Below are 21,446 nucleotides of genomic sequence, written 5' to 3' on the forward strand. Positions count from 1 at the left end.
AAAACGGCCAAAAAAAGGCAAATTTGCCATTTTCAATTTTTAGACCCTTAAAAATGTATTTTAAATTATCAAAATTGTTTTTTGTTTTAAAAATTTTCTCTACCTTAGCATCATCAAACAGCAACAAAGTCACAAAGCGAGGGGACAAACGAACAGCAACTTATTTTCCTCCAGTTTTGAAAAACCAGGTAACAGCGGGTAGGCTTTGGTAAAATAATATTCTTTAAAATAAAAAAACAGCGTCATGTTAAAGTACACATTCGAAACAGCAGAGCGGGAATTGAAAACATGGGTAGATCCTGAGAATGGTTCCCTTAACATCCAAATTGGAGACGAAACCGTCAACATTCCCCACCAAATCGGAGCGGAAATGATTGGGGTACTCCGCCAAAAACAAACCATCTTTCAGGAAGTCGAACGGAAGAAAAACAGTTCCTGGAGCAAGTTTATGGAGTCCTTGTCTGGCCAAAAAAGCGATCAGGGTAGGTACCATGCATTAAAAGACCAGAAGTACAAGGCCGCGTAACAGCCGCAGCCGGTACACCTTGGGTTACTAATTTCTTTTTTCAAACAATTTTTACTTAAAAAAACAGCGTCATGTTAAAGTACACCTTTGAAACCAATACCCAGGAGTTAAAAACATGGGTAGATCCGAACAACGGCAATCTCAACATTCAAATCGGCGATGAAGTCGTCAACATCCCCCACGAAACGGGAATGGAACTAATTGCCGTGATTCGTCAGAAGCAAGTGATGTTCCGGGAAGTAGACCGCAAACGCCTCAGCTCGTGGAGCAAGTTTATGGAAATGCTATCTGGAGACGATAAAAACAATATCTGGAGTTCTTCTTTGTCGGATAACTAATCCGGTTACAACAATATCTCTTCCCTGCGATTGATGAGGCGAAGGCATGGGGCGAAGCGTGAAGTGGGTACCTGGGTGCAGGAAGGAAGTTTTTTTACCTCGATTTTTGTGAGGATGTGGGAACGAAGCGATTCAATTTTTTGGTCAGGTAGGATATATTTTTTAAAAAAGGTCCAGGTCGGATCGGGCATACTTGCCTGATCCGGCCCGGGAAAAGTTTTTCAGGTAGCTTTTCTGACCACTCGTATTTTTTAAGGCTAATAAAAGCAAAACAGGCAGTGTCCGGTTGGATACTGCCTGTTTTGCTTTCCCATAGCCGAAATTCCCTTACCGCCTGGATATTTTATTCGTTACCAAGAGATTACTGCCATTACTGGAAAATGATCCGATGGATACCTGCCATGATAGGTATCAGTCAGTATTCCGTATTTTTTCACCGTGATGGTTTCGCTCACAAAGATATGATCGATGATTCGTTCGGTACTGGTACTGGTATCAAATCCATTGGTCGTTCCGTTGTTGGCATAAACCATGCCCGCGGCATCAAAGGTATCTTTCATTCCCGGTGCAGCTTTCAGAAGTTTGTAGGCATCTGTCTCCTGACCCACGTTGAAATCCCCTGTAAGTAGTACGGGTATACCGTCCGGGTTAATTGCCTTGATTTTATCCAAAATCAATTGAGCGGATTGGTTTCTTGCCTCCACGCCCCTGTGATCAAAATGCGTATTGAATACGTAAAAGGTCTTTCCCGCCGCTTTATCTTCCATTTTTGCCCAGGTACAGATGCGGGGTAAGGCCGCATCCCACCCTTTATTTGGGTAACTGGTTTCGGGTGCCAGCCAGAAGGTTTCGCTCTGCAGTACACTAAATCGCTCCTTATTGTAAAAAATCGCCGAATATTCTCCCGCCTCTTTGCCATCATCTCTTCCCACACCTACAAAGTCATGGTTGGGCAAGAGACCGGTTAAGTCCATTACCTGACGGTGGAGTCCTTCTTGTATTCCTACAATATCAAATTCGTGAAAGCGAATCAGGTTCGCCACCACGGCCCTTCGGTTTTCCCAAGTGTCCGGCGCATCTCCCGGATTGGCATACCGGATATTAAAGGTAGCAACGGTCGCGGATTCCGCCTGGCCCCAGGAGCAGTTGCTCCAGAGAAGTGCCGCCATGCAGCACAAAACGATTCTTTTCATGTGGATAGGGATTATTTTGTCTTTTACTAGTTAAGCTGATTGAACGCCAAGTTAGGAAATAAACGAAAAAAGCCCCGGTTTTTTCCGGGGCGATTTGTTAGTACGAGCAAACGGGTATTAGCCGTTTTTCTTTTTTTCTGCCTGCTTTTGCTTTTTATCTGCCCTTTTCTCCATCATGTTCTTGGCGGGCTTTTTCTTATCCGTTTTTTTTTCTCCTTTGTCCTTGCTCATGGCTATTGAAAGTTTACGAAAATGTAGTCAGATTTATCGAGAATACCTATACCTATCGGTGAAATAATTTGTGGCCCCGACTTGCCTTACCAACCAGTATTTTCTACGCAACTCGCGGCGAAGTCTTTTCCTGCCTGGATTCTTCTCTAGCTGTCAGGCCACGAAAGCCTCGCATTATTTCAGGTGGGATGAAGACCCGCCGTGTCGTTTTCGCCCATGTCGCCAATGGCTCCGGGGATCGGCGAGCGGTTGTAACTAGGAATATCACAGCCTCCCACCGTACGGTGAATGCTATGGTGGGGAGATTCCAACGCCACCATCGGCTTCTCTCCTTGGTCAAGGTTTTCGTTCCATTCCTGTGCGGACGTGGTATTCGAAAACACCGTATAATTTGGCGCTTGCTGGCAATCTTTGTATTTCTGCACAACGTTAGTCGGTATAACTTGTCCATTTACCGTACTGGAGCTGTTCAGCCAATTCTTGATATTCTCGTTGAGGAGGCGGACGTTTTGTGATGTAGCTGGAAATTGTGCAGGGTGCTTTTCGGTGGCTGCCCGGTCCTCTGCCGCGTCCACCCGGCCGGATAGCGGGTACCGGACCGTTTCGTATCCCGCCCAGCAAAGAAACGCAATGGGGGTTCTCAGGGGACAATCATTTAATTCCTTTCCAGGCTCTTATCAATGCTTCCAGCGGAGCCTTGTTACCTTATTCGTATTTTTTTTTCCGGTTCCCGGAGCAAATGACGGATTTTTACTGTTTTTTTCCTACCCGGAAAATCTTTTATTTTTAATCCAGTATTCAAGTACCAATAGTATTCTTTGTGCAAAATTTTTATTTCTTTATGCATGGTTACTTACATCTATTTTGTTTAGCAACCGGGGAGGGAGGCCGGTTTTGGTCCCTTGCTGCAAGGGCGTATCTTTGCCTGTCAATAGGTAGTTATGAACCAACAGCAAAAAGACAGGAAAGCTTCGCTACTTGCAGCCATCGACCGCTGTGAAAATCCGTACGTTCTTGCCCAGGTAGCGACCCTTCTAAAGCGGGAGGGGATGCTCCAGCCAATTGGAGAACTAGCCACTGTTTTTCCCATGCTGCTACAGCTGGAATCGACTCGGGACTTATCCTTGCAGACCGGACTAAAAAGCGAAAACGTAACCCGCCTTTCCCGCTATCAGAATCTTACTGCTGCACCCTTGTTTCTGATCAGTTTGCTGATGCTGCTGATCACGGCAGCTATCCTGAATAATTTCTCTGTTGACGAAGCGGGTGTCCACCTGAACCCTTTCCTAAGCAAGTTGGCACAGGTATATGGGATTATTTGGCTGCTGTATCTGGTCGACCTGCTGCTGGTTCTCTACCTTTCCTTCCGATCTAAAACCAAAATTGCAGGGGCGGCCTTTATTCCCAAACTGCTGAGTCTGGTGTTTCCCCCCTTGGGGATGAGCCTGCGGCACTATACAGAACCCGACAAGACCTGGTTGCCGGTGTATCATTGGTCTCTATGCAACGAGGGACTGTTGCAACACCTGAAAGAAAAGTTTTCCGTACCGATGATTGTCGTTGCCTTGTTGATCCTACCTGTGCTAATTATCGAGTGGCAATTTTACGAAGAGGTAGAAGCGTTGCTGAAAACCGACCTTTCCTTTGTTCTGGATATGGTGCAAGGCTTTATCTGGCTGGCATTCGCGCTAGAGTTTATGCTGCTCGTTTCCATTACCAATGATAAGTTCGGCTACGTTAAAAAAAATTGGATCGATTTGCTCATCATTGTGTTGCCGTTCATCTCTTTCGTGCGGACCTTGCGGATTTTTAAAGTAGCCCGGCTAACCCATCTGGCCAGGGGATACAAGCTACGAGCACTGGTAATGAAAGCAAGACAGGGGCTAATTGTCACCAGTTTCTTCTTTCGATTGCTGGCAATTAAGCCGGATTTTCAACTGAAAAAACTAAAGAAAAAACTGGACCAAAACCAAGCAGAAAGGGAACGTATCGAAGAGGAACTGGTTCGGTTTGCGCTATGGATCAAGCAAAAAAATCAGCGGTAAGCATTTCTTTCCTAAAAAAACGATCCATTTTGGGTAACTTTGGTTGATTCGCGCCAAAACCACACGTTTCTCATGATCTCCAAAGCCATTCTTAGCATTGCCTGCTATTTCCTGTTGCTTCCACTAGGAGCACAGACGCCCTATTCCATTCCCTCATCGGTAAAAAAAATCCTATTTCTAGGCAATAGCATTACCTACGCTGGCCAATACCTAACCTATGCCGAAACCTACCTCCGATTGATGCATCCGGACAGAGACTGGGAGTTTTTCAACTTGGGTTTGCCCAGTGAAACGGTCGCCGGTTTGTCGGAAAAAGGGCATGCGGGTGGTGCGTTTCCCAGGCCGGATTTGCACCACCGCCTGGATGCCGTGCTGGAGGCGGTTGCACCGGACCTGATTTTCTCCTGTTACGGCATGAACGACGGCATATACCTGCCCTTTGACGAATCCCGTTTTGCAGCCTACAAAGCCGGCCAACAAAAGCTACAAGAAAAAGCCGAGGCGCTGGGAATTTCCATTATCCATCTGACACCCCCCGTCTTCGACCCCTCCAAGGATCCGGCCTATGCGGTGGTCCTGGACATCTATGCTTCCTGGATGGTAAGCCAGCGATACACGGCGGGCTGGAGCGTGATTGATTTGCATTGGCCGATGCGTAAATTTCTGGAAGACCGCAGAGAAGCCGACCCCGACTTTGCCCTGGCCAGGGATGCGATTCATCCCGCTGAACAGGGGCATTGGCTCATGGCCAAAAGCCTGTTGGAAGGAATCGGCGAATCCAGGTACCTGGAAGCGGAGCTGCCCGACAGCGCGTTTGTCGCAATTCCCCATGGCCAGGACTTGCTCCCACTGGTCCGTAAAAAGCAGGAGTTAGCCCGAGATGCATGGCTCACCCACACGGGGCATAAGCGACCCGGCTTACCTGAGGGTCTGCCTCTGGAACAAGCCCTGTCGGAAAGCGAAGCCTTATTGCAGACCATTTCCGACCTATTGGATTAGGTAAGATCGATGGTGAACGTTGTCTTTGGGAGGATTTCACCGAACGGGAACACCTCATAGCCCTCTTTCTTCATTTTTTCTTCGAAGGATTTTTTTGCCAGTGGATCCACCGCCATCAGCAAGCCGCCGCTGGTCTGCGGGTCGGCCACCAAGAGCTGATCTTCGTGCCGTTTAACCTGTATGCCCTGTCCGTAGCTATCCCAGTTTCGGTGCGTACCTCCGGGAATACAGCCAAGTTTGAGGTATTTGTCCACAAAAGGAAAGCGCGGCACCTGCTCCATTACCAACCTTGCGGAGAGGCCCGAGCCTTGACACATTTCGGTGAGGTGCCCGCCCAACCCAAATCCGGTCACGTCTGTCATGGCGTGAACTTCGGACCAGGACGCCACCGTAGCCCCGATGGTGTTGAGCTGCAACATGGCATTTTTGGCCAGTACCAGGTCCGCCGCTTCCGCCAACCCTTTTTTCTCGGCAGTGGTCACCATGCCCACCCCCAGAGGCTTGGTCAGGTACAGGAGGTCCCCTACGTTGGCCCCGTTGTTACGTTTTACCTGGGAACTCGGTATTTTTCCGGTCACTGCCAATCCAAAAATCGGCTCCGGAGCGTCGATACTGTGCCCACCGGCAAGCGGAATCCCGGCGCGGTGGCAAACAGCGCGTCCCCCCTCAAGCACCCGGCTTGCCACAGCAGCCGCCAACTTGTCGATGGGCCATCCCAAAATGGCAATGGCCATCAAGGGTTGGGCGCCCATGGCATAAATATCGCTTAGTGCATTGGTAGCAGCGATGGCACCAAAATCAAACGGGTCATCTACGATGGGCATGAAAAAATCGGTGGTACTTACGATGGCCGTTTGGCCATCCAAATCAAATACCGCCGCATCGTCGCTTTCTTCATTGCCTACCAAGAGCCCGGGAAACTGAACACCGGATGGCTGTTCCTGATGCAACATTTCGGCCAATACCGCCGGAGAGATCTTGCAACCGCATCCTGCTCCATGACTGTATTGCGTTAATTTAATGGGTTCGCTTTCCATAGTTGATTAGTAATTGTGCGGTTTCTTCCAAATTTTCGCCGGTCAGGTAAAATTTTTCAACGACTTTATCCGATTTTTGTTGGATTCCTTTCCGATAGGCCCGGTCGTAATAGTTCAATACGATCGCCGCTGCTTTTCCTAGTTCACCCTCCTCCACACATGCGATCGCCTCGCCGGTATTCGTAACTCCCAGCTTCCTGGCGATACCCCGTATGGCCGTAATTAGCTTGTCTTCCGAAAGCTGACCGTAATCACGAAGCAGCACATCAATCCGTTTTTCGAGGGGAAGCTCCAAGTGGTAATGCGGCGCTAGCTGCATGTTGCGGTACAGCGGCTCTATCAAATGTACCCTCCCGATGGAAAACGACTCGTCTTCGATCCACACAGGCTTTTTGGGATCCAAGGCCAGAAAAGCCTCAAACAGGTCGTTTTGAAATTGCTCGGTGGTAGGTTGTCCCGTACTGAGTTGGTTTCCAAAGCTGGATCCCTGATGATTCGCCAGGGCCTCCAAATCCACTACCTGCTCACCCGTCAGGCGAAGTTGCTTGAGCATGGCGGTTTTCATGGAGCCAGTAGCGCCTGTAAGTACCCGTAAGGGAGGTGGGTCTTCAAAATAGCTCAGCAAGGAGTTCCGGTACGCTTTGTATCCCCCTTTCATGATCCACACGGAAAATCCATACAATTCCAACAGCCAGGCAATGCTTTGGGAACGCATACCTCCCCGCCAACAATGCACCAGAAAATGCTGCGCATCAAAAGCTACAGCCCGTTCGATAAAATCCGCCATTTTCGGCCCGGTGATCCGTAATCCTTCGCTGATGGCTGCCTGTTTTCCCTTTTCCTTATACAGTTTTCCGATGGTTTCCCGCTCCGTGTTTTCAAAAAGTGGAAAACTGACTGCGCCAGGTACATGCCCCTGCTCGTACTCCGCCGGCGAGCGGGTATCCAACACGGGAAATGCCTGCTTGTGCGCTAAAAATTCACGGGCTTCAATTTCTTTCATGGATTCGTAACTACCTCCTCGATGATTTGCTTGTGTGACTGCCGGCAGCAGTCAGTAAATCCATTCCGTGCGATATGCGGGTGTTTCCGCCCCAATCGCTACCCAATATAGGCATTATCAATCGGGCATTGGGATCGCCGGCGCAAAAAAAAACCGACTGAAGGATTCCAATCGGTTTTCATAGGCAGCCGGAATGGGTTAATTTCCCTCTAGAGCATTCGCGCCTGCCACAATTTCAAGAATTTCATTCGTAATGGCAGCCTGCCGGGTTCGGTTATACACCAGCTTCAATTCTTTGAGCAGTTCTGCAGCATTGTCTGTTGCCTTGCTCATGGCCGTCATTCTGGCTCCGTGCTCGGAGGCGTTGCTGTCCAAAATGGCTTTGTAAAACTGAATTTTTAGCGAATTGGGAACCAATTCCTCAATGATATACTCCCGCGAAGGTTCCACGATGTATTCCTGACTGGGCCGCGAATCTCCTTCTTGCCGCTCCAGTTTGCTTATGGGCAAAAACTGCTCCTTTACTACTGCCTGAGTCGCTACGTTTTTAAACTCGTTGTACACAAGCAGCACCTTGTCAAATTTGCCCGCAACAAATGACTTCATCACGTATTCGGCCGCTTCCTTTACCGGATCAAAGGAGACGTCTTCGAACAACTTTGCGTAATCGGCATTCATGGGGAACGACCTCTTTTTAAAATAATCCAAGGCCTTTTTGCCTACCGGCATCAGGGTGATCTCCTTGTCCTTGTGCTCCTCGATAAGGGCCATGGAAGCTTTAAGGATATTGGAATTGAAGGCACCGCACAGGCCTTTATCGGAGGTTATAGCTACGATCAGAAGTTTTGAAACTTCCCGCTCTTCTGCGTACACAATGTCGGTACTCCCTTCGGTACCCGAGGAGATGTTATTCAGAATAGAGGTCAGTTTTTGGGAATAAGGCCTCATTTGAACAATTTTATCCTGAGCCCTCCTCAATTTGGCCGCCGCTACCATTTTCATCGCTTTGGTGATTTGCTGCGTAGAGCTTACCGAATTGATTCGTTCCTTTACTTCTTTGAGATTGGCCATAATTGCTTGCTATCCTTCTTTGTTACAGAATTCCGAAAATTATTTGGCTGCGTATTTTGGTGCCAACTCGTCAACCGCCTTTTTAAGCAATGTGCCCATGGTGTCCATGTCGCCCTTGCTGATAGCCGTGAGTGCTTCGGGATATTGCGCCGTGATGAGGTTGTAGAAATCCTTTTCAAACGCTTTTACCTGATCGACCGGTACGGAATCGAGTAAGCCTTTGGTAGAAGCGAAAATAATGGCCACCTGCAACTCCACCTTTACCGGTGAATACTGACCTTGTTTCAAGATTTCCTGATTCCTTCGTCCCCGCTCAATGGTTCGCTTTGTGGTGGGATCCAGATCCGAACCGAATTTGGAAAATGCTTCCAACTCCCGGAATTGGGCCTGATCCAGTTTTAGCGTACCCGCTACCTTTTTCATCGATTTGATTTGAGCATTACCACCCACACGCGATACCGATATACCCACGTTGATCGCAGGTCGAATACCCGAGTTAAAAAGATTGGTCTCCAAAAATATCTGCCCATCGGTAATGGAAATCACGTTGGTAGGAATGTAGGCAGAAACGTCCCCTGCCTGTGTTTCGATGATAGGAAGGGCCGTCAACGATCCCCCTCCCTTGACGAGCGGTACCAGAGACGGCGGCAAGTCGTTCATTTGACTGGCAATTTTATCGGAGGCGTTGATTTTAGCCGCTCGTTCGAGCAATCTGGAGTGAAGGTAAAAAACGTCCCCAGGATAGGCTTCACGTCCCGGAGGCCGTCGCAACAGCAAGGAAACTTCCCGGTATGCCACTGCCTGCTTGGAAAGGTCATCGTATACCACCAGGGCAGGTCTGCCCGTATCCCGGAAAAACTCCCCAATAGCCGCCCCGGTGAAGGGTGCGAAAAACTGCATTGGAGCAGGATCTGCAGCAGAGGCACTTACAACAACCGTGTAAGGCAAAGCGCCGCCTTTCTCCAGGGCCGCTACCACGTTTGCCACGGTAGAAGCTTTCTGTCCGATTGCCACATAAATACAAAAAACAGGCTCCCCTTTTTCGTAGAATTCTTTTTGGTTCAGTATCGTGTCGATGGCAACGGCTGTTTTACCCGTCTGTCGGTCGCCAATGATCAACTCCCGCTGTCCCCTACCAATAGGAATCATGGCATCGATGGATTTGATACCGGTTTGAAGCGGTTCATTTACGGGTTGCCGGTAGATCACCCCCGGGGCTTTACGCTCCAGCGGCATTTCGTACAACTCGCCTTCCAGGGGGCCTTTTCCGTCAATCGGCGTGCCCAAGGTATCGACCACGCGGCCCAACATGCCTTCTCCTGCTTTGATGGATGCAATTCTTCTGGTTCGCTTGACGGTATCGCCCTCTCTGACAGACTTGGCGTCACCAAATAGTACCGCCCCCACATTGTCCTCTTCCAGGTTAAGCACCATGGCTTTCAAACCATTCTCAAATTCGATCAATTCCCCTGCTTGCGCTTTGGAAAGTCCGTAAATTCGGGCTACCCCGTCACCTACTTGGAGCACGGTCCCAACTTCTTCCAATTCCGCTTGGGTTTTGGCACCAGAAAGTTGTTCTTTCAAAATTGCCGAAACTTCATCAGGTCTTACATCTGCCATTATTGTATAGGATTAGTATTGATTACAGCTTTTATTAATATTTCTTCTCGTACAGGTTTTGGGTAAAACCCAATCGCAGTTGTTGCAGCTTGCTCTTTATCGATTCGTCAAGCTGCCTGTCTTCGATGTTTAAAACAAATCCACCGATCAGATTGGGATCGATTTTTTCTATCAACTCCACCCGGTCCTTACCGGAGTACTCTTTTACAATCGCAATAAAGGAATCCCGCAATGCCTGGTCCAACTGAATGGTAGCAACTACCTCGGCCGTTTGAATACCCATGTGCTGGTTGTACAGGCGGTGAAATCCCCGGGCCATTTCGGGAAGCAGGCTTTCCCTGCCCTTCTTGCTCACTAACTCAAAAAATTTCAGTGTAAGGGGGGCAACGTTTTTACCAAAAAGCGCGCGGATCACGGTCATTTTCTGATCGGAAGTGATGACTGGACTTTTTATAAGGTCAACCAGCTCCGGGCTTTGCCCGGTCGTGTTGAGAACACCCTTCATGTCCTCGTGCACGCTTTCCAATACATTGGTCTCCACTGCCAGTTCCAACAATGATTTTGCGTATCGCGAAGCTACTCTGTATGCTGACATTCCGGAGCGTTTAATTTAATTTTATATCTTTTACAAATTCCTCGACCAACTTCTTCTGCGAAGGCTCGCTGGAAAGATTTTGCCTCATCAGCTTTTCGGCGATGAGGAGCGACATCTCCGCCACCTGAATCTTCACATCTGTCAACGCAGCTTGTTTTTCTGTCTCGATCACCGCCTTGGCCTCTTCGATCATTTTAGCGCCCGCACTGGCCGCTTCACCTTTCGCGTCCTCCATTAATTTTGCTGCATATTCGTTGGCTGATCGAAGAATTTCATCCCGCTCGATACGTGCCTCCTGAAGCAACTTCTCGTTTTCGGCTACCAAATTGGCCATTTCCATTTTGGCCTTTTGCGCCTCGTTGAGGGAGGCTTCTATGGCCCCGTCTCGTTCTTCCAAAGCGGAAAGTATGGGTTTCCAGGCAAACTTTGCCAGCAGCAGAAACAGGATGGCAAAACCAATCGTTTGCCAGACAATCAATCCTAAATCGGGGCTAATCAGATCCATGGTAATTCGTGTTATGCGTGATATTGGGGTTGTTCAATTTTAAGTAAAGGACCGGCCTAATGCCGGTCCTTGTGCCTTTACTAGAAAGTAAGGTTACCATTAAGTGCAATCAGCAGACAAACTACTACCGCAAACAAGGAAACCACTTCAATAAGTGCAGCGATGATCAGCATTGCTGTCTGGATTTTTCCAGCTGCCTCTGGCTGTCGTGCAATGCCTTCCATGGCTTGTCCACCGATTCTACCAATACCCAGACCTGCGCCTATCGCAACAATTCCGGCACCGATACCAGCACCCATGAGTGCAAAACCGGCAGTCAATAATAATGAAGTCAACATACTCGTTTTTTATTTAAATTAAATTGAACAAAGAAATTTCTAATTAATGATCGTGTCCGTGGTCTGCAACGGCTGCTCCGATATACATGGCCGAGAACAAGGTAAATACATATGCCTGAATGGTTGCCACCAACAGCTCGATTACATTGATAAAGACCACCATCAAGGTAGAGGCAACGCCCACTGCATAGGATTCAAAGACAAATATCAACCCAATAAAACTCAATATCACGATGTGCCCCGCAGTAATGGCTACAAACAATCGGACAGTAAGGGCAAAGGGTTTGGTAAATAAACCGATAATTTCTACCGGTACGATGATGAGCAATAACGGAAGCGGAACGCCAGGCGTGGCCACTACGTGCTTCCAATAGGCCCGGTTTCCGTTTAAATTGGTGACGAAAAACGTAATCATCGCCAGGGTAACCGTGACGGCGATATTACCGGTGAGGTTTGCCGCTCCGGGAAGCAATCCCAGAAGGTTTCCTATCCAAATAAAGAAAAACAGTGATAGCAGGTAAGGCGTAAACTTTTTATACCTGGGCCCGATGTTTGGTAGGGCGATTTCGTCCCGTACGAAAATCACAATGGGCTCCACAAAGGAGGCAATCCCTCTCGGAGGGCTGTTTGGGTGTTTTTTGTAATGACTGGATGCCCCGAGCATCAGGTACAGCGTAACCCCTATCACCAAAAATAGCATGGCTACGTTTTTAGTGATGCTCAGGTCGATGAAACTTCTGCTTTCATCAACTACCTGCAACTTGTCGTGATCGTCGATGTAATAACCGGCGTGTTCGACACCAAAATGATGCGTGTCCGGGTCCACAAAGGAGGTGGAGGAAAAGAATTCGAAGCCCCTGTCTGCCGAGTAAACGATCACCGGCAACGGCAGGGTGACATGGGTATGACCGATGGTAGCAAAATGCCACTCATGGGAATCCTTGATGTGGTGCATGATGAAACCAGTCTTGTCTTCATCTTCACCGGAGGCCGCCACCGAGGAGCCAGAAAAAGCCAGTAAAACCACTGACACTAAGAAACTTAACCTGATAAATTTGCGGAACATCAAAATATTTTTTATCGCCTATTTCGAATGAAGGCGCAAATTAGTTATTAAGCCGTACATATCAAACAATAAGTACAACAAATAAATTATAAAGAAATCAATTACAAACCAAAGTATATTTTCATCCCCGGGCAATAAAATCAAAAAAACAAAGCCAATACTAAGGAGCAATCGAAGCACCGTGGTGCCCAGAATGACCGAGACTGAATGGAACATTTCGAGCCGCATCAACCGAAGCGCCAGCACCCCCGTAACCCCAGTTAACAGAGCAAAGAAGAGTAAAACGGTCCAGAAATGTCGGTGAAACCAAGGGCCTGGAAAAAAAGCCTGCCCGAGTCCACCAAGTAACCCGAGTAAAAGGGTGAAAACAGTAATTTTGAGGATCCATTGTATCGGGGCAATATGCATGGCTAGACGATCGGAGTGTGGGTTGACGAAGGGCCCTTAGGTATCATCGGATTTGAGGGATTTAAAAAGCTGGTAAAAGGCGATCGCAAGGGAAAGGAAACAACCAATAAGCAGGTACAGCGGAAAAACCATGTCCGTCTTGAGGTCTACCCTATACCCGAGGTAGGTGCCCAGTGCGATGATCGTTCCCATCTGAAAAGCGAGCCCTATGTATTTCAAAAAGCCTCGCGACTCAATTTGAGGAGGCTTGTTTTTTGGGGTTGACATGTTCCCGGTCAATTTTCAACTGATTATTGGTCCCCATGTTACATTTCCCATTAAACTCAGCCCCGTTTTCAATGATGAGTTTCTTTGTGTAGATGTCGCCGATTATCAATGCGGTCTTTTTTAAAAATAAGGATTCTTCGCAATGAATATCCCCATTGACCTGACCTGAAATTTCCACATCGGCCGCCTTAACGTCTCCGTTAACCTTTGCCGATTCGCCGATAATGATCTTTTGCTGGGAATCCAGGGATCCTTCTACGGTCCCCTCCACGCGGATATTTCCCTGTGAACCAATATTTCCGACGATCACCGTTCCGACGGCTACCAAATTGCTGGACGTCACCAGCTCGTTGGTATTTCTTCTATCATCCGTATTTTTTGCCATAATTAGTCAAATGTTATGAATTCCCTGGGATCCAGGGGATTACCCCTGTACCACAATTCCAGATGCAGGTGTTGTCCCGTGCTCTGCTCGCCGGTATTTCCAATGATGGATACGATCTCTCCTCCGCGGATGGGATCGCCTACGGCTTTCAATATTACAGAATTATGTTTGTAAATCGAAATCAATTCATTCGAATGCTGTATCCCAACTACATATCCGGTTTCAAGCGTCCATGTAGCGAGAATGACGGTCCCGTCTGCGATGGCCTTTACCGGCTCGTCCTCTCCAGCCACTACGTCTATTCCAAAATGGTTTCCCGAGGGAGAAAAGCCGTTGGTCACCACGCCTTTTACGGGGGGAAAGAAATAATTATCGGTAAATGTACTGTTGTCTAACCTTCCAAAACCTCCTTCTTCTAGCGGAAGTGATTCAAACTCACGGATGATATCCCGGGTAGCCTCGCTACTTTTGTACAGGTCGATCCCGGATCTATCGGGCTGCTGTTCGCCTTGATTTTCCTCCGGGCTGACTTCTTCGGCAACAGGCTCCGTTTCTCCGGAAAGCACCATTTGGATGTTTCGCACGTACTGGTCCTTGGCCTCCACCTCCACGATCAACGAATCGATGGTCTCGGACAAGGTGTAAATTCTCACCATATTTTCTGTTTCCACGTACATGGGATCAAACCAACGGGCCAGTAGCGTCTTGGACAAAAACAAGGACAACACAAAACAGGTGAGAAATAACAAGGTGAACAATAATCCAACCCGTATCTTCGTAATAGTAAAGGAAGTAATGACCGAAAAGTCCTCCTCCTTCCTGATGACAATCAGAAACTTGGTTTCAATCCAGTCGTTTATTTTCTGTTTTACGCTCAATGGTATCCCTGTTTAATGCATTATCTTTTACAAAAATAGAATTTAATTCCTTTCGTTTAAATTTTTCTTTCAAAAGAACTAATTTGGACCATCAACCAACACGCGACAACTTGTACAACGCATTTATTTCCATACTGACTGCTTTCCTCCTACTTTCAGGTTTGCTGGCCTGTTCCTCTCAAAAGGACACCTTCACCAACCGCCTGTACCATAACACAACGGCCAGGTTCAATGCCTATTATTACGCCAAAGAAAAAATTAAGGAATTGGAGAATAAACTAGCGCAGGAATACCAGGAAGATTTTTCGCAGGTGTTGCCCGTATTTTATCCGATCGATAGCAGCATCATTGAAGCAAATGAGGAGTTGTTGGTCGAGGCCAGAGAAATGGCGTCCAAAGCGGTGGACTGGCATAAAATCAGCAAATGGGTGGATCCTTCCTATTTATTGATCGGACGAGTAGATTATTACCAGGCAAAGTTTGACGAGGCACAAAATACCTTCAAGTACCTGAATGTAAACAGCGCGCAGGACGAGGTACGCCACGAATCGCTGATTCGCTTACTGAAATCGTTCATTGATCTCCGGCAGTTTGAAGACGCGAATTTTGTGGTAGACTACCTTTCCAAAGAACCTTCCATCAGCCGGGAGAACAAAAAGTTGTTGTACACCACGCTGGCCTACTACTACGAAGCCAGGGGCGAGACGGACATGATTGTGCCTTCACTGTTTAAGGCCCTGGAGTTTACCGATGACAAAGCAGAGGCTTCCCGGATCAATTTCATTTTGGGGCAGATGTACCAACTTGCCGGCCTGGATGCCTTCGCCTACGAATACTACCAAAAATCGCTGTCCGGGAGTCCAACCTACGAACGAACCTTTTTTGCCCAATTGTATTCTCAGCAGGTGGCCGAGTTGGAAAAAAGCAAAGACCTGAAGCGTGTACGGGATTATTACGATAACTTGTATGCAGACAACAAAAACGTCGAATTTCGGGACGTGATCTTATTCGAAAAGGGTCGCTTTGAAAAAAAACAGGGAAACCTGGACGAAGCCATACGTTTGTATTCAAAAGCGGCAAAACAACCTGGAGAAAATGACCGACAAAAGGGATACATCTATGAGGAATTGTCGGAGGTGTTTCTGAGGGAAAAAGAAGATTTTCTTAAAACCAAGTACTACCTGGACAGTGCCCTTGCAAAATTCAAAGAAACCGATCGAAATTACGCTTCCCTTGCATCACGGAAGGTGGTCTTCGATCAATATGCCGAAAACTACGAGCTGCTGACGAGAAATGACAGCCTTTTACGGCTAAGCCAACTTAGTGCAGCCGAGCAGGAGGCTTACGTGGATACGTACCTGGCCCAGGAAGAAGAACGCCTCATCCGGGAGGCCGAGGAGGCCAGCGAAAAGAAAACCACGGGAATTTTCGACAACCTGCTGGCATTTGGCGGAAGCGGCGGAGGAAGCACCTCAAGCTTTTACTGGGATAACCCGGCTGCGATCCAACGAGGCTCGCTTGAATTCAGCAGAACCTGGGGCAATCGACCGCTCTCGGATAATTGGCGGAGTAGTAACCGGGGCTTTCAGGACAATACCGATGAAACGAGCCCTTCCACCGCAGTAGAAGCCGAGGATCTTACGGAAACCTCTTCCGAAGCCTCGTTTGCCACACAACTTCCGGACAAAAGCAGCCTGCTTAGCCAAATCCCCAACGAACCGGAGACCCGGCAAAAAATGCTCGAAGAGACCGAAAATGCCTATTTTAACCTGGGTAAGCTGCTTTACTTCGACCTGAAGCGCCCTGAAACGGCCATTGCCAATCTCGAAAAATTGATCGACGAATTTCCCGAAACGCCAAAAAAGCCAGAAGCCTACTACACCTTGTACCTTGCCTCACGCGATTTGAACCGCAACCCGGAACGATACGCGCAGTTACTAAATACCGAATTTCCCAATTCCCAGTTTACGAAATCCGTTAACAATCCAGAAGAGGTATCCGGCTCCCAGGCAAATTTCGAATCGGCCCAAAACTACAAAAAAGCCTACGCGCATTATGGTGAGGGAGAATATGCCGCCGCCCGGGGCATCATTCGGGAAACACTAAACCGATACCCCCTGAGCAAACATACGGACCGATTATTGCTGCTGGATATTCTCGTTGCCGGAAAGCTGGAGTCGGTAGACCAATACAAGGAACGATTGGAAGGATTTCTGCAAAATGCCCAGGACGAAAAACTACTGGAATTTGCCGGGAATCTGCTGCAGGCAGTCAGTGAAGGAGACGCGTCCGATGTACCGGAAGAGCAAACTGCCCAAATGGGGGCTGAAGATGGGTCAGGCGAAGAGGCCGAGACAGCCCCCTCCACCCCAGGCGACCTGTCTCCGTACAGCGAAAACCCCAGTCAAACCCATATCTTCATTTTACCAATGGGCGAGGAGTTGGCGGAAAACGTTGGCAACCTAACCGCCGAATTGGAAAATTTCCATACGGCAAATTTCACCAATGAGCGCTTACGAACCGGAACCATCGCGCTCAACCGAGAGACCAAAATTTTAATCATCAGCCCCTTTCCAAATGCTGAAAAATCCCTGGAATACCTGGATACGTTTTTAAACAGTTTTAACAATGATTCCTTACCTGAGGAGATAAAAAATAGTAGTTTTGTGATTTCCATAGAAAATTTTCAGCAACTCAACAAACGAAAAGATCTGGAAGAATACCGGACCTTCTATGAGCAAGCTTACTGATAACCTATATGAATACGAATAAGAAAAGTAACCGCATGCCCCTGTACACGAAAATCATCCGGTACATGTGGCTGGTTTTTATTGTGGGTTTGGTAGGGATCGTTCTCTTCATCGCTGCAGTGAATGTCAACTTTCTGGGTCTTTTTGGAGACTTGCCGGACTTTGAATCCCTGGAAAACCCAGAAAGCGAACTGGCATCGGAGCTCTATTCGGCAGACGGCGTTTTGCTGGGAAAATACTTCCGGGAAAACCGGACACCTGTCAGCTATAACGAACTCTCCCCCAACCTGATAAACGCCCTCATCGCCACGGAGGATGTTCGCTTCGAAGACCATTCCGGAATTGATCCCAGAGGTCTGTCACGGGTGTTGGTCAAAACCTTGCTACTCGGTCAACGGGGTGCCGGGGGAGGAAGTACGCTGAGTCAACAGACGGCAAAAAACTTGTTTAAAACCCGGACCAGGGAATCCCAGGGCCTTCTCAGCAATGTTCCCATTTTGCGCATGGTCATTATCAAAACCAAGGAATGGATCGTGGCTGCAAAACTGGAACGGGCCTATACCAAAGAAGAATTGCTTACCATGTACCTGAATACTTCCGACTTTGGTAGCAACGCCTTTGGGATCAAAACTGCCGCCGGTACATTTTTTAACAAGGAGCCAAGGGATCTGAATATCCAGGAATCCGCCACCCTGGTCGGACTTTTCAAAGCGCCCTCCTATTACAGCCCCGTGTATAATCCCGAGAATTCCAACCGGAGACGAAATACGGTACTTTCTCAGATGAATAAGTACGGGTTCATCACGCAATCCCAATTCGATAGCCTGTCCAAGCTACCCATTGAGCTGGAATACCTGGTGGAAGGACACAATGAAGGCTTGGCTACCTACTTTCGGGAAGTAGTAAAGGCTGATCTGATCCAGTGGACAAAAGAAAACCTCAAGCCCGACGGAAGCAATTACGATCTCTTTGGTGATGGATTGCGCGTGTATACCACCATTGACAGCCGGCTTCAGAAATATGCCGAAGAGGCGGTAGCCGAACACATGCCAGAACTTCAGGCGAAATTTAGAGAAGAAATGGGTAACCGCGATCCCTGGATAGACAGCCAGGGCAGGGTAATTCCGGATTTTATTGAAAATGCAGTAAAACGAACACAGGCCTACCGAAACCTGAAATCCCGCTACGGAGATAACGAGGATAGCATTTCCGTCAAACTCAACGAAAAGAAAAAAATGACCGTATTCTCGTACGAAAAGGGCGAAATCGATACCCTCATGAGTACCATGGATTCTCTTCGGTATTACAAAAAATTTCTGCAAACCGGATTCGTTTCGATGGATCCACACAGTGGGCACATCAAAGCCTGGGTGGGAGGTACCAACCACAAGTATTTCAAGTACGACCATGTCAAGCAAGGCAAACGGCAGCCTGGGTCTACCTTCAAGCCCTTTGTGTATGCAGCAGCAATTGAAAATGGGTACGGCCCCTGCTATACGGTCATCGATCAGCCGGTTGAAATCAACCAACCCGACCAACCCACCTGGCGACCGAGCAATGCCAATGGGGAATTCACCTTCGAACGCATGACCATCCGTGCTGCCATGTCCCAGTCGGTAAATTCGATCACCGCCTATATGATGAAAAAACTGAGTCCGGGCGTGGTGGTGGAGACGGCCCATCGAATTGGGATTACCAGTGAACTGGAAGAAGTACCTGCATTGGCCTTGGGCACCGTAGACGTCTCCATTATGGAAATGGTCGGATCATTTAGCACCTTCGTCAACAAGGGAGAACACATTACTCCCATATACATCGACCGGATTGAAGACAAAAATGGCAACGTATTGCATCAGTTCATTCCGAGAAAACGCCCGGCCATGAGTGAGGAACATGCCTACATTATGGTCTACATGTTGCGGGGAGGTACAGAAGAAGAGGGCGGTACCAGTCAGGGATTGCCTCGTAACCTGCGGGACGAAGGGAACGAAATTGGCGGCAAAACAGGGACCACACAAAATGCCTCAGATGGCTGGTACATCGGCATCACCAAAGACCTGGTCAGTGGCGTTTGGGTGGGTGGAGACGACCGTGCCATCCACTTTCGCAGTTGGCTCAACGGGCAGGGTTCCCGCACCGCCCGACCTATCTGGGCAAAATTCATGACCAAAGTGTATGAAGACCCCAGCTTGGGTATAACCAAAGGCCCTTTCCCCAAACCGGAAAGACCCCTCAGCATCGAAATTGATTGCTCCAAATACGATCTGAATCAGGATGTATACCAGGAGTTCGATTACGATGCAACCAGCACGGATTTTTAATCTGCGGAACAATCTGTTGGATTTTACGATTCTGTCTATATGGACATGCTTTCCCCTTCTTACCTGCCTGCCGAACACCATCAACTTCCCGATCTTCCGGGGGTGTACCGGTATTACAACAAAGAAGGCAAACTCATCTATGTAGGAAAGGCAAAGAATCTCAAAAAACGGGTCGGTAGCTATTTCAATAAAAATTCGGGGATCAACCAAAAAACCCGCAGAATGGTGCGGGAAATACAGACGATTGAAATCACCATTGTCAATTCCGAATTTGATGCCTTGTTATTGGAAAACAACCTCATCAAAAAAGCCCAGCCCAGGTACAACGTCTTATTGAAGGACGATAAAACGTATCCCTACCTGGTGCTTACGAATGAGCATTTCCCCAGAATCTATCCTACCAGACGCGTCATTCCCTCCAGAGGTACCTATTTTGGTCCCTTTGCCAGCGTCAAGGCTATGAACAATGTGCTGGACCTCATCCTCTCACTATTTACCATCCGAACCTGCAAGCTAGACCTCTCGCCAGAAAAGATTGCTGCCGATAAATTCAAGGTTTGCCTCGAATACCATCTGGGAAACTGCAAAGGTCCCTGTGAAGGGCACCAGGATGAAAAAAGCTACCGGTACGACATTGAGCAGGCAAAAAACATTCTCAAAGGAAACCTCGGCGTGGCCAAATCTTACTTTAAGGAAAACATGCAGGCTGCGGCAGCATCGTTAGACTACGAGCAGGCTCATCTCTTCAAAGAGAAACTGGATCTACTGGAAAAATACCAGGCCAAATCGCTCGTAATCAACCCCAATACCGATAGTCTCGATGTATTCGCCATTGTGAGCGACGAAAAATTTGCTTTCGTCAATTACCTCCGAATAAAAAATGGAGCCATCACACTGAGCAAAACCGTGGAACTCAAAAAACGTCTGGACGAATCCGATCAGGATTTGTTACTTACTGCAGTCGTTCACCTTCGCGACCAATTTCAGAGCGACGCAAAAGAAGTGCTAGTAAATAAGGACTGCGAGGATCTGCCAGAGGGGATGGTTTTCACCGTTCCAAAAATCGGAGACAAACGAAAACTGGTAGAACTGAGTCTAAAAAACGCCCTGTATTACAAAAAAGAAAAAGCACTCCTGGCCGGTGAGAATAAAAACAAGAAAAACCGGGTCTTGCTTCAATTGCAACAGGATCTCTCGCTCAGGGAACTACCGAAACATATCGAGTGCTTTGACAATTCAAACATTCAGGGGAGCCATCCTGTGGCGAGTATGGTGTGCTTTATGGACGGTAAGCCCGCTAAGAAAGAATACCGCCACTACCACATCAAAACGGTGACAGGACCGAATGACTTTGCCAGCATGGAAGAGGTAGTGCAACGACGGTACAAGCGAATCCTTGAGGAAGGTACTTCGCTTCCAAACCTGATCGTCATTGATGGGGGTAAAGGGCAATTGTCGTCTGCAGTAGCTGCCTTGCGTGATCTGGACTTGTATGGAAAAATCCCCATTATTGGAATCGCCAAGCGGCTGGAAGAAATCTATTTCCCAGGGGATCAATACCCCGTATTTATCGACAAAAAGTCTGAATCCCTTCGGCTAATTCAACGAATCCGCGATGAAGCCCACCGATTTGCCATAACCTTTCACCGAAACCTCCGAAGCAAAGGCGCGCTGGGTTCCCAATTAACCCACATCGAGGGAATCGGCGAGAGTACCGCTCAAAAGCTTCTGAAGCATTTCAAATCCTTCAAAAATATCGAAAGCGCAAGCAGGGAGTCGCTCGTCGAATTGGTAGGAAAAGACAAGGCGGAAAAAATTTTTTCGGCCATTCACCCATAAAAAAAGCGACTTCAAGAAGTCGCCTCTTTTA

The 21,446-nt window shown here is 48.0% G+C and carries 20 protein-coding genes; 7 read left to right on the forward strand and 13 right to left on the reverse strand.

From position 1 onward, the window contains the following. The first annotated feature begins 244 nt into the window (after nt 1-244). Nucleotides 245-526, forward strand: a complete 282-nt coding sequence (locus GCU44_RS03620; protein ID WP_092173462.1) for a hypothetical protein — start codon at nt 245-247, stop codon at nt 524-526. Nucleotides 527-597: 71 nt separating this feature from the next. Then, nucleotides 598-864 carry a hypothetical protein gene (locus GCU44_RS03625; protein WP_092173459.1) on the forward strand — a complete coding sequence of 89 codons (267 nt, stop codon included), beginning with the start codon at nt 598-600 and terminating at the stop codon, nt 862-864. 350 nt (nt 865-1,214) lie between these two features. Here GCU44_RS03625 and GCU44_RS03630 read toward each other — a convergent pair whose 3' ends face one another. Together GCU44_RS03630 and GCU44_RS03635 are read right to left on the reverse strand one after the other, a co-directional pair. Further along, the gene (locus tag GCU44_RS03630; protein ID WP_154853904.1) at nt 1,215-2,057 is read right to left on the reverse strand and encodes an endonuclease/exonuclease/phosphatase family protein; all 843 of its coding nucleotides are present in this window, start codon (nt 2,055-2,057) and stop codon (nt 1,215-1,217) included. 410 nt (nt 2,058-2,467) lie between these two features. Further along, the gene (locus GCU44_RS03635; protein WP_206670800.1) at nt 2,468-2,863 is read right to left on the reverse strand and encodes a tyrosinase family protein; all 396 of its coding nucleotides are present in this window, start codon (nt 2,861-2,863) and stop codon (nt 2,468-2,470) included. A 366-nt stretch (nt 2,864-3,229) separates the two neighbouring features. On the opposite strand from GCU44_RS03635, the gene GCU44_RS03640 reads away from it, so the two are divergent. Both GCU44_RS03640 and GCU44_RS03645 read left to right on the forward strand, forming a co-directional pair. Further along, nucleotides 3,230-4,333: a hypothetical protein gene (locus GCU44_RS03640; protein WP_154853910.1), complete on the forward strand. Its 1,104-nt coding sequence runs from the start codon at nt 3,230-3,232 to the stop codon at nt 4,331-4,333. Between the two features lie 72 nt (nt 4,334-4,405). Beyond that, on the forward strand, nt 4,406-5,332 hold the full coding sequence (locus GCU44_RS03645; RefSeq protein ID WP_154853913.1) for an SGNH/GDSL hydrolase family protein: 927 nt from the start codon (nt 4,406-4,408) through the stop codon (nt 5,330-5,332). Here the strand turns inward: GCU44_RS03645 and selD are convergent. The 11 genes from selD to GCU44_RS03700 all read right to left on the reverse strand — a co-directional run bounded on the left by selD (nt 5,329) and on the right by GCU44_RS03700 (nt 14,505). Next, nucleotides 5,329-6,369, reverse strand: a complete 1,041-nt coding sequence (selD, locus tag GCU44_RS03650) for a selenide, water dikinase SelD (RefSeq protein ID WP_154853916.1) — start codon at nt 6,367-6,369, stop codon at nt 5,329-5,331. The genes GCU44_RS03645 and selD overlap by 4 nt on opposite strands. Next, on the reverse strand, nt 6,350-7,372 hold the full coding sequence (gene mnmH / locus GCU44_RS03655) for a tRNA 2-selenouridine(34) synthase MnmH (protein WP_154853919.1): 1,023 nt from the start codon (nt 7,370-7,372) through the stop codon (nt 6,350-6,352). The genes selD and mnmH overlap by 20 nt, the downstream gene beginning before the upstream one ends. Nucleotides 7,373-7,570: 198 nt before the next feature. Beyond that, a complete protein-coding gene (gene atpG, locus GCU44_RS03660) occupies nt 7,571-8,443 on the reverse strand; it encodes an ATP synthase F1 subunit gamma (RefSeq protein ID WP_154853922.1) in 873 nt (290 codons plus the stop codon). Between the two features lie 39 nt (nt 8,444-8,482). Next, nucleotides 8,483-10,063 carry a F0F1 ATP synthase subunit alpha gene (gene atpA / locus GCU44_RS03665; protein ID WP_092173432.1) on the reverse strand — a complete coding sequence of 527 codons (1,581 nt, stop codon included), beginning with the start codon at nt 10,061-10,063 and terminating at the stop codon, nt 8,483-8,485. Between the two features lie 34 nt (nt 10,064-10,097). Next, nucleotides 10,098-10,658, reverse strand: coding sequence for an ATP synthase F1 subunit delta (gene atpH, locus GCU44_RS03670; RefSeq protein ID WP_092173429.1), 561 nt, complete (start codon nt 10,656-10,658; stop codon nt 10,098-10,100). Nucleotides 10,659-10,668: 10 nt separating this feature from the next. Beyond that, nucleotides 10,669-11,163 carry a F0F1 ATP synthase subunit B gene (gene atpF / locus GCU44_RS03675; protein WP_154853925.1) on the reverse strand — a complete coding sequence of 165 codons (495 nt, stop codon included), beginning with the start codon at nt 11,161-11,163 and terminating at the stop codon, nt 10,669-10,671. An 80-nt stretch (nt 11,164-11,243) separates the two neighbouring features. Next, nucleotides 11,244-11,501 (reverse strand): ATP synthase F0 subunit C, encoded by a 258-nt coding sequence (gene atpE, locus GCU44_RS03680; RefSeq protein ID WP_010854327.1) that lies wholly within the window; start codon nt 11,499-11,501, stop codon nt 11,244-11,246. 43 nt (nt 11,502-11,544) lie between these two features. Continuing rightward, complete coding sequence (gene atpB, locus GCU44_RS03685; RefSeq protein ID WP_154853928.1) at nt 11,545-12,567, reverse strand: F0F1 ATP synthase subunit A; 1,023 nt, start codon at nt 12,565-12,567, stop codon at nt 11,545-11,547. A 444-nt stretch (nt 12,568-13,011) separates the two neighbouring features. Continuing rightward, complete coding sequence (locus GCU44_RS03690) at nt 13,012-13,242, reverse strand: AtpZ/AtpI family protein (protein WP_092173417.1); 231 nt, start codon at nt 13,240-13,242, stop codon at nt 13,012-13,014. Then, nucleotides 13,208-13,627, reverse strand: a complete 420-nt coding sequence (locus GCU44_RS03695; protein ID WP_092173414.1) for a bactofilin family protein — start codon at nt 13,625-13,627, stop codon at nt 13,208-13,210. Before GCU44_RS03695 ends, GCU44_RS03690 begins: the two co-directional genes overlap by 35 nt. A 2-nt stretch (nt 13,628-13,629) precedes the next feature. Then, the gene (locus GCU44_RS03700; RefSeq protein WP_154853931.1) at nt 13,630-14,505 is read right to left on the reverse strand and encodes a M23 family metallopeptidase; all 876 of its coding nucleotides are present in this window, start codon (nt 14,503-14,505) and stop codon (nt 13,630-13,632) included. An 83-nt stretch (nt 14,506-14,588) separates the two neighbouring features. Between GCU44_RS03700 and porW the strand changes: the two genes are divergently transcribed. From porW to uvrC, 3 genes are read left to right on the forward strand one after another with little or no spacing between them, the layout of a single operon-like run. Further along, nucleotides 14,589-17,255, forward strand: a complete 2,667-nt coding sequence (gene porW / locus GCU44_RS03705; protein WP_241684827.1) for a type IX secretion system periplasmic lipoprotein PorW/SprE — start codon at nt 14,589-14,591, stop codon at nt 17,253-17,255. A gap of 8 nt (nt 17,256-17,263) precedes the next feature. Continuing rightward, complete coding sequence (locus tag GCU44_RS03710; RefSeq protein WP_174238226.1) at nt 17,264-19,576, forward strand: penicillin-binding protein 1A; 2,313 nt, start codon at nt 17,264-17,266, stop codon at nt 19,574-19,576. Between the two features lie 45 nt (nt 19,577-19,621). Then, nucleotides 19,622-21,415 carry an excinuclease ABC subunit UvrC gene (gene uvrC, locus GCU44_RS03715; protein WP_092174805.1) on the forward strand — a complete coding sequence of 598 codons (1,794 nt, stop codon included), beginning with the start codon at nt 19,622-19,624 and terminating at the stop codon, nt 21,413-21,415. The last annotated feature ends 31 nt before the right edge of the window (nt 21,416-21,446 follow it).

The sequence above is a fragment of the Cyclobacterium xiamenense genome (assembly GCF_009467825.1).
Taxonomy (GTDB): Bacteria; Bacteroidota; Bacteroidia; order Cytophagales; family Cyclobacteriaceae; genus Cyclobacterium; species Cyclobacterium xiamenense.

Excerpts from the sequence above, each read along its gene's own strand:
- GCU44_RS03620 (WP_092173462.1), top strand. The coding sequence starts at position 245 with ATGTTAAAGTACACATTCGAAACAGCAGAGCGGGAATTGAAAACATGG.
- GCU44_RS03625 (WP_092173459.1), top strand. The coding sequence starts at position 598 with ATGTTAAAGTACACCTTTGAAACCAATACCCAGGAGTTAAAAACATGG.
- GCU44_RS03630 (WP_154853904.1), bottom strand. The coding sequence starts at position 2,057 with ATGAAAAGAATCGTTTTGTGCTGCATGGCGGCACTTCTCTGGAGCAAC.
- GCU44_RS03640 (WP_154853910.1), top strand. The coding sequence starts at position 3,230 with ATGAACCAACAGCAAAAAGACAGGAAAGCTTCGCTACTTGCAGCCATC.
- GCU44_RS03645 (WP_154853913.1), top strand. The coding sequence starts at position 4,406 with ATGATCTCCAAAGCCATTCTTAGCATTGCCTGCTATTTCCTGTTGCTT.
- selD (WP_154853916.1), bottom strand. The coding sequence starts at position 6,369 with ATGGAAAGCGAACCCATTAAATTAACGCAATACAGTCATGGAGCAGGA.
- mnmH (WP_154853919.1), bottom strand. The coding sequence starts at position 7,372 with ATGAAAGAAATTGAAGCCCGTGAATTTTTAGCGCACAAGCAGGCATTT.
- atpG (WP_154853922.1), bottom strand. The coding sequence starts at position 8,443 with ATGGCCAATCTCAAAGAAGTAAAGGAACGAATCAATTCGGTAAGCTCT.
- atpA (WP_092173432.1), bottom strand. The coding sequence starts at position 10,063 with ATGGCAGATGTAAGACCTGATGAAGTTTCGGCAATTTTGAAAGAACAA.
- atpH (WP_092173429.1), bottom strand. The coding sequence starts at position 10,658 with ATGTCAGCATACAGAGTAGCTTCGCGATACGCAAAATCATTGTTGGAA.
- atpF (WP_154853925.1), bottom strand. The coding sequence starts at position 11,163 with ATGGATCTGATTAGCCCCGATTTAGGATTGATTGTCTGGCAAACGATT.
- atpE (WP_010854327.1), bottom strand. The coding sequence starts at position 11,501 with ATGTTGACTTCATTATTATTGACTGCCGGTTTTGCACTCATGGGTGCT.
- atpB (WP_154853928.1), bottom strand. The coding sequence starts at position 12,567 with ATGTTCCGCAAATTTATCAGGTTAAGTTTCTTAGTGTCAGTGGTTTTA.
- GCU44_RS03690 (WP_092173417.1), bottom strand. The coding sequence starts at position 13,242 with ATGTCAACCCCAAAAAACAAGCCTCCTCAAATTGAGTCGCGAGGCTTT.
- GCU44_RS03695 (WP_092173414.1), bottom strand. The coding sequence starts at position 13,627 with ATGGCAAAAAATACGGATGATAGAAGAAATACCAACGAGCTGGTGACG.
- GCU44_RS03710 (WP_174238226.1), top strand. The coding sequence starts at position 17,264 with ATGAATACGAATAAGAAAAGTAACCGCATGCCCCTGTACACGAAAATC.
- uvrC (WP_092174805.1), top strand. The coding sequence starts at position 19,622 with ATGCTTTCCCCTTCTTACCTGCCTGCCGAACACCATCAACTTCCCGAT.